Source organism: Acinetobacter sp. YH01004 (assembly GCF_013420455.1).
GTDB classification, from domain to species: Bacteria; Pseudomonadota; Gammaproteobacteria; order Pseudomonadales; family Moraxellaceae; genus Acinetobacter; species Acinetobacter towneri.
Map to the genome: position 1 here is coordinate 154,192 of NZ_VOXZ01000002.1, position 15,690 is coordinate 169,881.

The 15,690-nt window shown below is 41.8% G+C and carries 13 protein-coding genes; 2 read left to right on the plus strand and 11 right to left on the minus strand.

What is annotated here, in order from left to right:
• Positions 1 to 118: 118 nt before the first annotated feature.
• From sohB to FTT71_RS01215, 8 genes are all read right to left on the minus strand, one after another.
• Positions 119 to 1,081: a protease SohB gene (sohB, locus tag FTT71_RS01180; RefSeq protein ID WP_004971667.1), complete on the minus strand. Its 963-nt coding sequence runs from the start codon at positions 1,079 to 1,081 to the stop codon at positions 119 to 121.
• A 73-nt stretch (positions 1,082 to 1,154) separates the two neighbouring features.
• Positions 1,155 to 1,799 carry a hypothetical protein gene (locus FTT71_RS01185; protein WP_004971669.1) on the minus strand — a complete coding sequence of 215 codons (645 nt, stop codon included), beginning with the start codon at positions 1,797 to 1,799 and terminating at the stop codon, positions 1,155 to 1,157.
• Positions 1,800 to 1,894: 95 nt separating this feature from the next.
• A complete protein-coding gene (gene pstB, locus FTT71_RS01190; RefSeq protein WP_154320875.1) occupies positions 1,895 to 2,821 on the minus strand; it encodes a phosphate ABC transporter ATP-binding protein PstB in 927 nt (308 codons plus the stop codon).
• Positions 2,822 to 2,836: 15 nt separating this feature from the next.
• On the minus strand, positions 2,837 to 4,225 hold the full coding sequence (pstA, locus tag FTT71_RS01195) for a phosphate ABC transporter permease PstA (protein ID WP_167845916.1): 1,389 nt from the start codon (positions 4,223 to 4,225) through the stop codon (positions 2,837 to 2,839).
• Positions 4,225 to 5,604 carry a phosphate ABC transporter permease subunit PstC gene (gene pstC, locus FTT71_RS01200; RefSeq protein ID WP_004971674.1) on the minus strand — a complete coding sequence of 460 codons (1,380 nt, stop codon included), beginning with the start codon at positions 5,602 to 5,604 and terminating at the stop codon, positions 4,225 to 4,227. The genes pstA and pstC overlap by 1 nt, the downstream gene beginning before the upstream one ends.
• Positions 5,605 to 5,704: 100 nt before the next feature.
• On the minus strand, positions 5,705 to 6,727 hold the full coding sequence (locus FTT71_RS01205; protein ID WP_096901088.1) for a substrate-binding domain-containing protein: 1,023 nt from the start codon (positions 6,725 to 6,727) through the stop codon (positions 5,705 to 5,707).
• A 475-nt stretch (positions 6,728 to 7,202) separates the two neighbouring features.
• Entirely contained in the window at positions 7,203 to 8,735 is a 1,533-nt protein-coding gene (locus FTT71_RS01210) for an aspartate aminotransferase family protein (protein ID WP_004971679.1), read from the minus strand.
• Positions 8,736 to 8,739: 4 nt separating this feature from the next.
• Positions 8,740 to 10,113 (minus strand): diaminobutyrate--2-oxoglutarate transaminase, encoded by a 1,374-nt coding sequence (locus tag FTT71_RS01215; RefSeq protein WP_004971681.1) that lies wholly within the window; start codon positions 10,111 to 10,113, stop codon positions 8,740 to 8,742.
• A 494-nt stretch (positions 10,114 to 10,607) separates the two neighbouring features.
• Between FTT71_RS01215 and FTT71_RS01220 the strand changes: the two genes are divergently transcribed.
• Positions 10,608 to 11,312: an SIMPL domain-containing protein gene (locus FTT71_RS01220; RefSeq protein ID WP_096901090.1), complete on the plus strand. Its 705-nt coding sequence runs from the start codon at positions 10,608 to 10,610 to the stop codon at positions 11,310 to 11,312.
• A 101-nt stretch (positions 11,313 to 11,413) separates the two neighbouring features.
• Here FTT71_RS01220 and proB read toward each other — a convergent pair whose 3' ends face one another.
• A complete protein-coding gene (gene proB / locus FTT71_RS01225) occupies positions 11,414 to 12,547 on the minus strand; it encodes a glutamate 5-kinase (RefSeq protein ID WP_004971685.1) in 1,134 nt (377 codons plus the stop codon).
• Positions 12,548 to 12,574: 27 nt separating this feature from the next.
• Positions 12,575 to 13,789 carry an Obg family GTPase CgtA gene (gene cgtA / locus FTT71_RS01230; protein ID WP_180160664.1) on the minus strand — a complete coding sequence of 405 codons (1,215 nt, stop codon included), beginning with the start codon at positions 13,787 to 13,789 and terminating at the stop codon, positions 12,575 to 12,577.
• A 216-nt stretch (positions 13,790 to 14,005) separates the two neighbouring features.
• Between cgtA and FTT71_RS01235 the strand changes: the two genes are divergently transcribed.
• Entirely contained in the window at positions 14,006 to 15,202 is a 1,197-nt protein-coding gene (locus tag FTT71_RS01235; protein WP_180160665.1) for an MFS transporter, read from the plus strand.
• 64 nt (positions 15,203 to 15,266) lie between these two features.
• On the opposite strand, the gene FTT71_RS01240 is transcribed toward FTT71_RS01235, so the two are convergent.
• Positions 15,267 to 15,629 (minus strand): helix-turn-helix domain-containing protein, encoded by a 363-nt coding sequence (locus FTT71_RS01240; protein WP_004971692.1) that lies wholly within the window; start codon positions 15,627 to 15,629, stop codon positions 15,267 to 15,269.
• Positions 15,630 to 15,690: the final 61 nt, after the last annotated feature.

Consider the following 15,690-nt stretch of genomic DNA (forward strand, 5'->3'; position numbering starts at 1 on the left):
AATTGAAAATTAAGATGCTTAAATCAAAGACCCTATATTTTTGAATAAAAGTGAATAAAAAAATTGCGCTCAATTGAGCGCAATTTTTAGATAAATTTTAGAAGTTAGATCATCACTATTACAGTTTAGGATCACGGATTTGCAACAAACTGCTGTTGGCTTTGCTTAGGCTATCAACCAGTTTATTCATCACTGCAGGAATCAAACTGTCTGCCATTTGTGCAGCTTGCAAACCCAGTTTTTCACCCAAAGTTGGCTTTTTACGGGTTTGAATCACATAAATATCATGCTGTGGCAACAAACTTAGTAAGTATTCATCTGAGGTTTGTAACTTATCTACCAAGTTTAAATCCAGTGCATCCTGACCATACCAATGCTCACCTGTTGCCACTTTTTCAACATTCAGTTGTGGACGGTATTTTTCGACAAAGTGTTTAAATAGTACATGAGTTTGTTGCAATTCTTCTTCAAACTTAGCCTTGCCTTCTTCGGTATTTTCACCAAACATGGTCACAGTGCGTTTGTATTGACCTGCTGTGTACATCTCAAAATCTATATTTTTTTCTTTGAGCAAGCGATTAAAGTTAGGCACTTGTGCCACTACGCCAATAGAACCCAAAATCGCAAATGGCGCTGACACAATTTCTGAACCAATACATGCCATCATATAGCCACCACTTGCCGCGACTTTATCGACGCAAATCGTGAGATGGAAACCTGCATCACGCAAACGTACCAATTGTGCAGCTGCAAGCCCATAACCATGCACCATACCGCCTGGACTTTCCAAACGTACCACAACACGGTCACGTCCAGCTTTGGCCGTTGCCAAAATTAGGGTGATTTCTTCACGCAATTGCTCTACAGCAGACGCAGCAGTATCACCTTTAAAATCCAACACATAAATTTTTTGATTGTTCTTTTTACGGGCGCGCGCTTCACGTGCCATTTGTTGTGAAAGTTGTAATAGCTCGAGTTTAGATGCCGTGGTTTGCGCAATTTTTTTTCGTTGTTCATTAATTCGCGCATTCAAATGACTAATCCGAATTTCGGCAGGTAGTTTAGGTAAATGAAATAACATAAAAATGAGTTCTCAATTTAATTCGGTTTATTAGGACTACATTAGGTCAATTTAGACTTTTTCAATACTTTTTCTATCTTAAAGCAGCTTCTTTTTGAATCAATCGTAAATATCGTTTAGAAATCTGCCGAACAGCCATTAAACGTACAGCAAACCAAATTTGCCCCTGATAGCAAATCCCAATAATAAGTGCGTTGATCGGCCACCAACCAAACAGTAGAAAACTACCTCTACGCTCATGATCTGAAGGTGTAAGCATTGAATAGAAACACACTAAACCTACGCAGAAACACATTACGCAAAGAAATTCACCTACTGCACTGTGCAAGAACGGTAACTTATTTTTTTGTTGTGCTTTTACATAGCGATAAAACTTAAATTTAGCATTGGCATCAATATAGTCTCGCCAAGCCTGCCGAAAATGGGGATCACTTGCTTGCTGCTGTACCCTAAAATAAACAACAAGCACTATCACACCTGAAACTATCACAAATTGATCATACAACCAACGATGATAATTGCTCATATTGGGGCTTTGAGAAGTTGGAAACCACCCATCATGGTTAAAAAACGTTGCCAATAAAATACTCAGCAAAACCAAAAGTGCTGCTATCGTCTCTGCACTATGTTGAAATCCAAACAAGGCATCGATTATTTTTTTCGTGGCTTGGCGTGCTGGTTTTGCCTGTTGTCGTTCTTCTTGTGAAGGAAACTGCATTTTTTATTTTCGCTGCGCGTACAAAACAATCAATACTATAACAAAAAAACAGAATCCTAAGATTCTGTTTTAATAGCTTTCAGGACTTAAGCAGATTAACCAAAACGACCTGTAATATATGCTTCTGTTAATTGATGGTCTGGCTGAGTAAATACTTTTTCAGTTGCATTCACTTCAATCAAATCACCTAAATGGAAGTATGCGGTACGGTCAGATACACGCGCTGCCTGTTGCATTGAGTGCGTTACAATCGCAATCGTATATTGAGTAGAAAGTTCAGAAATTAGCTCTTCTACTTTTGCCGTTGCAATTGGGTCAAGTGCCGAACATGGTTCATCCATCAAAATTACTTCTGGACTTACCGCAATGGTACGCGCAATACAAAGACGTTGTTGCTGACCACCAGAAAGACCTGTGCCTGGTTGATTCAAACGATCTTTCACTTCATCCCACAAACCTGCTTTACGCAAGCTGTTTTCTACAATTTCTTCTAAATCGTACTTATCACGTGCTAAACCATGCAGTTTAGGGCCATAGGCTACGTTTTCAAAAATTGATTTTGGGAATGGGTTTGGTTTCTGGAACACCATGCCCACTTGTGCACGCAATAACACCACGTCTAAGTTCGGATCGTAAATATCTTGGTTATCCAACATTACTTTACCCGTCACACGACAGCTATCAATCGTGTCGTTCATACGGTTTAAAGTACGCAAGAAAGTCGATTTACCACAACCCGATGGACCAATAAATGCAATCACTTCATTTTCATAGATATTTAAATCAATACCTTTGATGGCTTCAGACTCACCATAATACACATGCACGTCATTGGTGCTTAACTTTACATTTGAAGATTTCGCTTCTTTTTTGCTTGAAGTTTGCGTATCAAATTGTGAAACAAACGAAGTCGATGATTGCTTCTGTTCTACATCGGTAGATGTAAATTGGCTTTGTTGTGGATTCACTTGCTTATCCTGTTCTAAGGAATTCGGTTTTTCTGTGCTTACTACAGTATTCATATTCTCTGCCCTCAATTACCAGCGTACTTCAAACTTCTTACGTAACCAAATTGCAAGGCTGTTTAAGCCAATCATTAGCGCAAGTAGTACGATAATGGCTGCAGCGGTACGTCCCTCGAAGAAGTTACGCAATTCATTACCCTGCCATAAGAAAATTTGCACAGGTAACGCAGTAGATTGATCAAGTGGAGTTGCTGGTACACTGGCAACGAAAGCACTCATACCAATTAATAACAATGGTGCGGTTTCACCTAAAGCTTGTGCGACACCAATAATTGCACCCGTTAAAATACCCGGCAATGCAAGTGGGAGTACGTGGTGGAACACAGTTTGTAAACGAGAAGCACCCAAACCTAAAGCAGCTTGACGAATAGACGGTGGCACTGCTTTTAATGATGCACGCGTGGTAATAATCACGGTTGGTAAAGTCATTAAACTCAGTACCAAACCACCGACCAATGGTGCAGACAATGGTAAATGCATCCAACCAATAAAGATCGCAGCACCCAACAAACCAAATACAATAGAAGGTACAGCGGCCAAGTTATTGATGTTCACTTCAATAATATCAGTAATCGCATTTTTTGGCGCAAATTCTTCTAAGTAAATTGCTGATGCAACACCAATTGGAATCGAAATAAAGATCACAATCAGCATCATGAATAATGAACCCATGAATGCACCTGCCAAACCAGAAGTCGCTGGAGAACTACGTGAGTCTGGGCTAACAAAAATATTGGTATTGAAAGTACTTTCAATAATACCTTGTGATTCGAGCTGATCTGCCAATTGACGTACTTCAGGGCTTAATTGTTGCTGCTCATCTGGTAAGCTGCGGTCAATCTTGCCTTCTAGCCATACATCGACGTTGGCATCTGCAAGCACTTTCACTTCTTTGGTTTGGCCAATTAAAGAAGGATCTGCCAAGACCATGTCACGAAGACGGTATGCTTCAGAACTGGTATATAAGTAACCAAGATCATCACGCTTAGCTTCTAGCGCTTTGTCTTTCGCTACAATACCATTCACAATTAAAGCATCCCAATCGACCATACCCATTTCGGTTTGCCACGCAATCATACGGTCTTCGTATTGTGCTGGTGACTCACCTGCAATCGCCTTAGGTTTTGGACCTGCATTGACAATCGCTGGATCGAAGTAAATTGGAAGGCTCATGCTGCTTTGCCAGAACGCAGGCAAACCTTTAGATAAGATACTGCCGAATAACAATACGACAAAGAATAAACCTGCAATAACTGCCGAGAAACCCATCAAGCGGAAGGTTTTTTCCTTACGATGACGCTTACCCAATGAACTGGCGATGGTTTTTTTACGTTGTTCACGTAATTCGGCAGCAGCTTGTGGATCTAACTGATCCAAAGACGATGTATTTGAAGTACTCATTAGTCGTATTGCTCACGATATTTACGCACGATGTATAGTGCAACAATGTTCAAACCTAAGGTAATCACGAACAGGGTCAAACCAAGTGCGAAAGCAACCAATGCCTGCGGACTTGCGAAATCTGTATCACCTGTTAATTGGTTCACAATCGTAATCGTAACCGTAGATACCGCTTCTAATGGGTTTGCGTGTAGTAAAGGACTATTACCTGCAGCCAACACCACAATCATGGTTTCGCCAATTGCACGTGACGCAGCAAGTAAGAATGCACCAATCACCCCTGGTAATGCAGCTGGCATCACCACGCGACGAATGGTTTCAGATTTGGTTGCACCCAAGCCTAAAGAACCATCACGCAGCGCACGCGGCACTTGCGTAATAATGTCATCAGACAATGAAGATACAAAAGGAATAATCATGATGCCCATCACTAAACCAGCGGTTAATGCACTCGTGGCATTAATATCTAGTCCAATGATTGCACCCGCAGTTTTAAGGAACGGGCCGATGATCATCATGGCAAATACACCGTACACAATGGTCGGAATACCTGCTAAAACTTCAATGGTCGGCTTTGCCCATGCACGGAATTTAGGCGATGCATATTCTGCAAGGTAAATGGCGATCATTAAACCAATAGGTACTGCAACTAATAAAGCAATACCACTCACCATCAATGTGCCCCACAGTAATGGAAGTAAACCATAACTGCCATCTGCACTACCCGAGGTGCTAAAACCAGGGTTCCAGACTGTACCAAAGAAGAAATCCAGTGGGCTAACGAAACTAAAGAATCGCATCGCTTCACTGAACATGGACATCACAATACCAACCGTAGTTAGAATCGCAACACCAGAACATAATGCCAAAGAAATGTTGATGATTTTTTCAACTTGGTTACGTGCGCGGAATTGTTGTGAAACACGTTTCTTTGCCCACAGCAAACCAAATAAGGCCGCACAGATCACCACCGCAAGTTTGGCATAAGAACCAATGGTTTCAATTTTCGCTAATTGCTCTGCCGCTGCAACTTCGTATGCAGCAGGTGTATCACTTACACCAAAACCAGATGCAATGGCTTGTACGCGATCAACCAAAACACTTGTACTTGCAGGGTCTAGGCTTGCAGCAATGTGCGCTGGCACATTATTAATTACCACTTGCTCTAGAATACTTGGTTCAACCAAGTTCCAAACAATCAAAATTAAAAAAGCAGGAATACCACACCATAATGCTACCAACGCGCCATAATATCCTGGGCGTGAATGTAACATTGCAGAGTTATTTCCCTTACCTGCTAGGTTACGGCTCTTGCTTAACCCGATTTGATAGGCTACGGCGATAATCGCCAATAACACACCTATGAGTAGCAGATTCATGTATTCTCCACTGTTTTTTCAATTTGTGTTTTTGAAAAAACATTTCTTAGCAAAAAGCCGATGGCAGGTTGTTCCCTGCCATCAGCTGCTTTAACTCAAATTACTTAACCGCTTTACCAGCTTTGAAGTTAGCAAGAACTTGTGCACGCTCTTTGTCAGACATAGAGATCAAACCTGCTTTGTCTAATTTAGAACCTTTACCAGATACTTTCTTGCTCAAGAAGTATTCAGTAAATTGCGGTAAACCTTTGATTGATTTAAGGTGCTCACCTTTCACGTAGAAGAACAATGGACGTGATACAGGGTAAGAACCATTTAAAATTGTGTTTTCAGATGGCGCTACGTTGTTTACAGTTGCAACACGTAAACGGTCACGGTTTTGGTCATAGAAACCTAAGCCGAATACACCTACTGCGCTTGGAGAAGTTTTCAAACGTGCCAGTGTTTCTGTGTAGTCACCCGCGATTTCGATTACACGACCATCCTTACGGAAAGTAGTACACGCTTTCTTTTGCGCATCTTTGTCTAATGCTTTGATTGCAGCATAAGCTTCACAGCCTGCATCAACCATTTTCTCTTGGAACACTTCACGTGTACCGTGGTTAGACGCTGGAATTACAAGTGTAATAGGCTCGTTTGGAAGTGTTTTGTCAATTTGGTTCCAACGTGTATATGGGTTAGCAACCATTTTACCTTTAGATGGTAATTGAGCTGCAATTGCTGCATATACATGGTAAGGCTTTAATTTGTAAGCCGCTTTGTTTGCGTTAGAAGCAAATACGATACCGTCGTAACCAATTTTAATTTCTAAAACTTGGTTTACGCCTGCTTTTTTACAAGCAGCTAATTCTGAATCTTTAATTTTACGAGATGAGTTCGCGATGTCGATTGTGTTATCACCCACACCTGTACAGAACTGCTTCAAACCACCTGAAGAACCGCCTGAACCAACAACTGGAGTTTTGAATTGTGGGAAAGTATTACCAAATTCTTCTGCTACAATACTTGCGTATGGTAGAACGGTTGAAGAACCCGCGATTTGGATGGTGTCACGAGCTGCGTTAGCAGTTGTTACAGCTGCTGCAGATACGGCTAAAGCAATGGCGATGTTAGTAAAGCGCATTCTGTTCTCTCTCATAGTATGCAAGTTCGGAGTACGTCACTTGTTATTAAGTTTTGTACTTATTTCGATAACTGCATTGTGGTTTTATAATATGACAACCATGTTACAGCTTTGTTACGCTTTGGTTATATTTGCTTTTCGTATCTGAAATAATTTTTAAATGATTTAAAATCAATAACTAATAAAACACTAGAGTGCTTATTTTTTTTCAGTATTTAAATTTCAAATTGTAATAATTCATGCCAATGTCATCATTATTTATGGTTTTTTCTACCAAAATTGATGGTTTATTCGCCAATTGCGTAATTTTTATGACATCCGCAGTGCATTATTTGAGCCCAAAACACCCAATCCATCACAAAATTCAAGCAAGAACGGTACAACACTTCACTGCAATATTTTTAATCAGACACAAAAAAAGCCACCGTAGTGACTTCTTTTGTTGTATTTCATAACAATCTGAATAATGAAAGCATTAGTCGATTGGTGGCGTATAAGTACCCGCGACAATCGCATCTTTAATGCGATCTGCTTCTGCCAATACTAGGCCTAACAAGTTTTTCACGTTTTCAAGTGTTGCCACTGGACTTAAAGTCGTCATCTTCAATGATTGAACATTACCGACTTTAGTTACACCAATATTGGCCTCACCACGTGCAAATAATTCATCTGCCACGTTTTGGTTCAAGCTATCCAAGAACTCTGCAGGATAACCTTCAGGCACAACACGGAACAACACTGAAGCAAATTGTGGTTCAACCAACAATTCTAAACCTGCAGTCGCTTTAATATAATCAGCAACGTCACGGGTTAGCTTCACACCATGATCAATCATAGAACCGTAAAGCTCTTCACCTAATGCTTCAATCGTCATCCAAAGTTTCAACGCATCAAAACGACGCGTTGTTTGCAATGACTTAGACACCAAGTTTGGTACGCCATGTTCTTCATCATAAGCAGAGTTCAAATATTCTGCTTCATAGTGCATGAAACGATAGTTCGCTTCATCTTTCAGTAAGAACGCACCGCACGAAATAGTTTGGAAGTAATGCTTATGGAAATCCAGTGTCACAGAATCAGACAGCTCAATACCATCAAGCATGTCACGATGACTGTTAGAAAGAATTAATGCACCACCCCAAGCTGCGTCAATGTGCATCCACGCGCCATATTGATTAGTGATGTCACGAATCTTTTTAAGCGGATCAATCGCGCCTGCATCGGTTGTACCTGCAGTCGCAACCACACACGCAACGATCTTACCTTCAGATTTTAAATGCGCCATGGTTTGCTCAAGTGCAACCACGTCCATTTGTGCATTTTCATTAACAGGTACAGTAACAACCGATTGGAAGCCCATACCCATCATCGCCATGTTCTTTTGCACAGAGAAGTGTGCATTTTCAGAACAAATGACTTTCACATTACGCATTGCATCGCTTGGAATACCATCGCGCTGAACAGACCACGGATTACCGTTTTCATCTTTCCAGTTCTTTGCAATACACGCATCACGCGCCAATAACACACCCATCAAGTTAGACTGCGTACCACCTGAAGTGAACACGCCCGCTTGACCTGCACCATAGCCAACTTTTTGACGTAACCAGTCAATTAGTTGTACTTCCATCAATGAACCTGCAGGGCTTTGATCCCAAGAGTCCATAGATTGGTTGGTTGCGTTAATGAGAACTTCTGCAATTTGGCTTGCCACCATAGTTGGACAATGCAAATGTGCCAAAGAATGTGGATGATGAACTTTTAAACTTTTGTTTAAGAAAAGCTCAACCATGCGTTCCAATGACTTTTGTACACCCAAACCTTGTTTTGCAGGCTGGAAAGAAATTGCTTCACGCAATTCTTTAATGCTGCCGCCTGTGTACATTTTGTCATTTTGCAACCATGCCGCGACTGCTTGAGTCGCTTGTTCCATTGCTGCACTGTAGTCAGCAATGGATTGAGCATCATTGCAGAGTAACGCTTTACGATGTTCTGCAAAATCTACCATAAACTTATGCGCCTCGAACTGCGACTAACGCTTCAGCAACTGCTTTCTTGAAGCGAGCGATGACTTCTACACACTCTTCTTGAGTAATGATGAGTGGACAAAGTAAACGGATTACCGTACCACCACGACCACCTTTCTCAAGCAACAATTTGTTGTCAAAACATGCAGCTTGAACAGCAGCAGCCAATTGAGAGTCTGCTGGATAAGCACCTAAACGGTCTTTTTCTTGGCGTTCATCTACAATTTCGATACCAATCATTAAACCGCGACCACGCACGTTACCAATACATGGGAATTCAACAGCTAATTTTTTCAATTCAGCTTGTAAGAACTCACCACGCTCTTGCGCATTTTGTGCAAGGTTTTGTTCTTTAATGGTTTTAAGCACCACAAGACCAGTACCCATTGCCAATTGGTTACCACGGAAAGTACCCGTGTGACCTGCAGGCTGCCATGCGTCAAACTTACGTTTAATTGCAAGTACAGCCAATGGCAAACCACCACCAACAGCTTTAGACATTACAATCACGTCTGGCTCAATACCTGCATGTTCAAATGCAAACATTTTGCCTGAACGTGCAAAGCCCGCTTGAACTTCGTCTAAAATTAAAACGATGTTGTGCTTTTCAGTCACTTCGCGGATTTTTTTCAACCATTTAATTGGTGCAGTTACTACACCGCCTTCACCTTGAATTGCTTCAAGAATCACAGCTGCAGGCTTAGTTACACCGCTTTCTACATCTTCAATGAAGTTTTCAAAATAATACGTTAAAGCATCTACACCCGCTTCACCGCCAATACCAAGTGGGCAGCGGTATTCATGCGGATATGGCATAAATTGAACACCAGGCATTAAACCATTGACTGCGTTTTTTGCAGACAAGTTACCTGTCATCGCCAATGAACCATGAGTCATACCATGATAGCCACCTGAGAAGCTGATGACTGAGCTACGACCTGTATAGGTTTTTGCAAGTTTGATTGCCGCTTCTGTGCCATCTGCACCTGTAGGACCACAGAACTGCAAGCAGTATTCTTCTTGACCACCAGGCATGTGTGAAAGTAACGCTTCAGTAAAAGCATCTTTCAAAGGTGTCGTTAAATCTAGGGTATGTAATGGCAAACCACTCGCTAAAGTGTCTTGGATGCTTTGAACCACCGCAGGATGGTTATGGCCCAATGCCAAGGTTCCTGCCCCAGCCAAACAATCTAGGTACTCAGTACCTTCAACATCGGTAACCCAACAACCCAGTGCTTTCGCTATCGCTAACGGTAATTTACGAGGATAACTACGCACATTCGATTCCATCTGACTTTGGCGAGTCAAGTAGTATTCGTTTGTGGAATGGTTGGCAGGGTTTACAGAAGTAACGCTCATATCGAATTACCATCTCTGATATGGGTTGAAAGAAATAAGTCTGGTGACTTGCGGTCCTTTGACTCGGTGCTTTTTTGATCTAGCGAGATAGAGTTTTGTTCTTCAAGACTAGGAAGCGGGATAATACCTAATTTTTCTAGAAAATAAACAGGTTTAACCCAAATATTGCCTAATTTCATCGAAAAAACATATCTTGCAGATGATTCGATTGAATTATCATCTTACATTGTGACAAAGGAAAGAAAATTTAACTCTTTCCACTTCCTTTATACGTTTTTTTGCACAATCTCTCAAGTCATGCAGCATTTATTTTCAAAATAGTATAGATCATTATTTTTATTGAATTTTATAAATGCTTTTTTGCTGCAATTTTTAACGCATATTTTACAAAGCCACCACAAATTCAACTAAAAATCCTCACAAAGCAAAGTTACTATTTAAATCAATTCAAACGCTTTTCATAAATCCTGATCCCCTGAATAATAGGTCAAAATATGCGCTTACTTTCTCTCGCTGCTACCCTGTTGGCTGTTGGTGCTGCAAGCACTGCTTTTGCCCAACAAAATGAATCTTTAAATTACAATATCGTCAATGTTCAAGCCGAAGCTACACGCGAAGTTTCAAATGATCAAATGCACGCTGTGTTATATATTGAAAAAAGTCACAAACAGCCTGCTGAACTTGCATCACAAATTAACCAGTTAATGAGCCAAGCCATTGCAACTGCACGTAAGTATCCACAAGTGAAAGTTGAAACGGGCTCACAAACCACCTATCCAATTTACGACAATGACAGTCGTAAGTTAAAAGAATGGCGTGGTCGTGCAGAAGTACGTGTGCAAAGCACCGATTTTAAAGCCGCAAGCCAGTTGGTGAGTGAGCTACAACAAAACTTTCAGACCCAATCAATTAATTTTAGCGTGTCGGATGCACAACGCAAAAAAGTTGAAAACGAGTTGATGGTCGAAGCGTCTAAAAACTTTCAACAACGTGCGCAAATGTTAAGTCAGGCTTGGAATAAATCGGGCTATAACTTGGTTAATTTGAACCTAAACACCAATTCTTATTTTCCGCAACCTGTTATGCGCGCGAGTATGGCTAAATTTGCTGTCGCAGAAACGGCTGTAGCTGATCAAGATATGGCAGCAGGTGAATCTAAAATTACAGTCAATGCAAATGGAACGATTCAGTTTAAATAAACTTGAAGCATGACATGCGTTGTTTAAGTAATAAAAAACCCGCTTAGATATTCCAAGCGGGTTTTTTAATAACTTCAATTGAATGATAACTTACAGCATCATCAATAAATCGCTATGTGATTGCGATGGATCATCTCCAACGAACGTGCCTCGCCTAACACCTGATGCACTTTGTCAGAAGCCAAGCCTTTGACCAAATCTGCAGAACGTGAACTAAAATTAACACGTCCCACAGCGACACGATGACCTTGTGTATCTACACACTCCACCACATCGCCACGTTCAAAATGCCCTTCTACCGCTTTTACACCCACAGGCAATAAACTGCGATGATTTTCTTTAATGGCTTTGACTGCGCCATCATCAATCACCAAACGTCCTGCCGTTTGTAAATGTGCCGCCAACCACTGTTGATGCGCTGCAATACGGTCATTGTCAGTAATGAACAGTGTACCCAACATTTCGCCCGCCATTAAACGCGCAAGCACATTGTCACTTTCACCACTGGCAATTAAAGTTGGACAACCCGATTTAGCCGCCAAACGCGCTGCACGGACTTTGGTCAGCATGCCACCGCGCCCAAACTTGCCGCCACCACCCGCCATATCAAACAGACTTTCATCCAAAGCACGTACAGTATGGAACAGTTTTGCGTTTGGATTAGAACGTGGGTCGGAGTCAAACATGCCTTGCTGATCGGTCAAAATAATCAACAAATCTGCATGTACCTGCCCTGCCACCATCGCAGCCAAAGTGTCGTTATCACCAAAGCGAATTTCGTCAGTAGACACTGTGTCATTTTCATTAATGACTGGTATCACGCGCCATTCAATCAGGTTTTGCAATGCATCGCACGAGTTTAAATAACGACGACGATCTGCCAAATCATCATGGGTTAATAGGACTTGTGCAGTTTGAATCTGGTGTTTTTCCAGCACACTTGACCAAGTTTGAATCAAGCCCATTTGACCAATGGCAGCGCATGCCTGAAGACTGGGTAGATCGGTGGGTCGATGCTCAAGTTTCATTCGCACCATACCTTCAGCCACAGCTCCCGATGACACTAAAATAATTTCGTGTCCAGCATTGTGTAGATCTGCAATTTGTCCCGCCCAATGCGAGATTGCATCCAAATCTAAACCTTGCCCATTGGCTGTGAGTAAAGATGATCCGATTTTAACAACGATTCGTTTACAACCCTTGAGCTGACGTTGCCCATCTACCACTTCTATCATCTTGTCCTCAGTCACTTTTTGTAGCGCTTAGCGTACGTAGTACACTTCTACTTCGCCATCTTCACCATCATCGTCTTCGTCGTCATCGCCCAACATACCTGCAAGACGTTGCTGACGGCGCATCTCACGATACGCTTCTTTCGCGGCAATGGTTTGTTCACGTGTTTCAGCTTCCAGCTGATCACGGAATGCTTTCATTTCTGCTGCGTACTCAGGATCTTCAACTTCGCGTTCACGTTGTTGCTCAATTTGATCCATCAAGTAATACACCACTTGCTGTGTACCTTCAGACATTAAGCCTGAAGTTTTGAACACAGGACCATCCCACTGCAATTCTTCAAGAATGTATTTACACCATTCTTCACGTGAATCTTCAGGAAGTTGATCAAGTTTATTCAACACCAACACGATTGGTAACTTTGCCAAAGTTGGAGAGAATTTTTCCAACTCTTGCAGAATTGCTTTGGCATTGTACGCAGGATCAGAACCATCAATAGGTTGAACATCCACAATGTGCAGTAAAATACGAGTACGCGCCAAGTGTTTCAGGAAGCGAATCCCCAAACCTGCGCCTTCTGCTGCACCTTCAATTAGTCCTGGAATATCTGCCATGACAAAAGAACGATGACGATCTGCATCCACCACGCCTAAATTTGGCACCATGGTGGTAAATGGATAGTCAGCAACTTTTGGTTTTGCCGCAGACACGGCACGAATAAAGGTCGATTTACCCGCGTTTGGCATGCCTAGCAAGCCTACATCGGCAAGGACTTTCAACTCCAGACGGATTTCACGAAACTCACCTTTCGTACCATGCGTGAATTTACGCGGTGTACGGTTGGTAGATGATTTAAAGTGAGTATTCCCTAAACCACCATCACCGCCTTGAGCGACCAATACTTTCTGACCGCTTTCGACTAAATCTGCAATAATATCGCCAGAGTCTGTATCAACAATGGTTGTGCCCACTGGAACGGTCAAAACGACAGATTCACCACCACGACCTGCACAGTTTGCGCCCGAACCGTTTTTACCACGTTCAGCGCGAAATTTACGGGTATAACGATAATCTACAAGGGTGCTTGCGTTGTCGTCGGCTTGAATAAAAATACTGCCGCCACGACCACCATCACCGCCATCTGGCCCACCAAATGGTACAAATTTCTCTCGGCGAAAACTGGCTACGCCATTGCCACCGTCGCCAGCCTCTACGGTAATGACTGCTTCATCAACAAAGCGCATCTTGCCAATCCTCTAAAAACTTTAAAAGCCGTATATTCTGCCATATTTTAGAGAATTTCTCGAATTATATTTATGCAATCGTATGCGTAGATGCTTTTTATCCTTGATTGTTCAAAACACTCATTTCTTTTAGCAATGATATGATCGTTTTTTCTTATTTCTCCTTCCTCATCTAAGTTCTTATAGTGCTTTAACCCTTGTTTGCTTTCTGCCGCCATGTCTAATGCTGTTGCCACCACAACCACGCCTGCTTTATCGCCTAAATTTATTTTACTCATAGCAACCGCCTGTGGCTTGTGTGCGGGATCGGCATATTTTAATCAGCCTTTAATTTATTCAATTGAAAAAAGTTTAGGAATTAGCACCAGTCAGGCAGGCTTTGCTGTGGTTTTGGCACAAATAGGCTATGGACTAGGTTTAATGTTACTCGTGCCTTTAGGTGACTTGCTAAATAAGCGTAAATTGATTGTCAGTCTGATGGTTTTTGCTGCGTGTTCGCAAATTTTGCTGTCTTTTAGCAGCAATTTAGCCATGCTGTATTTCTTTACCGTATGTGCCACTTTTGGTGCGATTTCTGCACAAGTGCTTATTCCATTTGCATCTAGCATCAGTCCACCTGAATCGAGTGCTGCCATTGTCGGCAAATTGATGAGTGGCTTGGTAATGGGGATTATTTTATCGCGCACTTTTGCAGGATTTGTATCAACCTATTGGTCTTGGGAAGCTGTCTATTTCAGCAGCGGCATCATCACCCTACTTTTTGCAGGCTTAATGTGGACAAAACTTCCCTCTACAGCTGCCAATAAAAATTTGACTGTGGCAGGCATTTATCGTTCTTTAATTCAGTTGGCTATAACCCAACCACATTTAATTCGTAGAGCGTGCGCGGGCGCTTTGGGCTTTGCCATTTTGTCCTTGGTTTTTACTTCCATGACTTTTGTTTTAGCCAATCCGCCTTATTATTTTAGTGATTTTCAAATTGGGCTTTTTGGTTTATTGGGTGTGATTGGAATTTTCTCGTCAAGTTGGTCGGGTAAAACGGTCGGCAAAGGTCGTGAGAATTTTGTCGCAATATTATGTATTGGCTTGATGTTGTTTTCTTGCATTCCACTCTTTTTTGCACAGCAGAATATTGTGGCTTATGCCGTTGGCGTATTGATGAGTTATTTTGGTCTAACTGCTTTTCACGTATTGAATCAAAACTTGGTGTACCGAATTGATGCCACCGCACGTTCCCGCATTAATGCGGTATATATGACTATTTATTTTTCAGGTGCAGCACTTGGTTCACTGACGGCGGTCTACGCATGGCAACACCGGGGCTGGATGGGTTGTGTTGTCAGTATTTTGGTATTTGCCATCGGGATTTTGCTGATTGATCGTTATGATTTTTCACATCGACGCACTATTTAATCATCCAGAATGTGCTTTGGAGTAGGAACATCTACAGCGACTTCCCTAAAAGATGAGTAATCCATTAGTGAGAAGATTGCTGTGAAGTTTCAGGCAAATGCTGTTCTAAATACTCAATCAGTTGATTCACTCTTGCTGCAATTTGTGAGCCTTCAAAAGTGAGTTGATATTCCACTTTAGGCGGCACCGTTGGGTAAACTGTACGTAAAATTAACCCATCTTGCTCAAGAGTTTTCAGGGTTTGCGCCAGCATTTTTTCACTCACCCCTTCAATGCGCTGTCTTAGCTCACTAAAGCGGTGCAAACCTTCGCTTAAACAATGCAACACCAACATTGACCATTTATTGGCTAAATGTTCTAAACGAATCCGTGATGGACAATCTTTAGCAAGGACTTGCCCGAGTAAGTGACTGGTTGCATATTGCATAACGGTATCCTTCTGTTATTTCTATTGTTCAGGCTTTGAAAGCTTGAAAGCAAAATCAAAT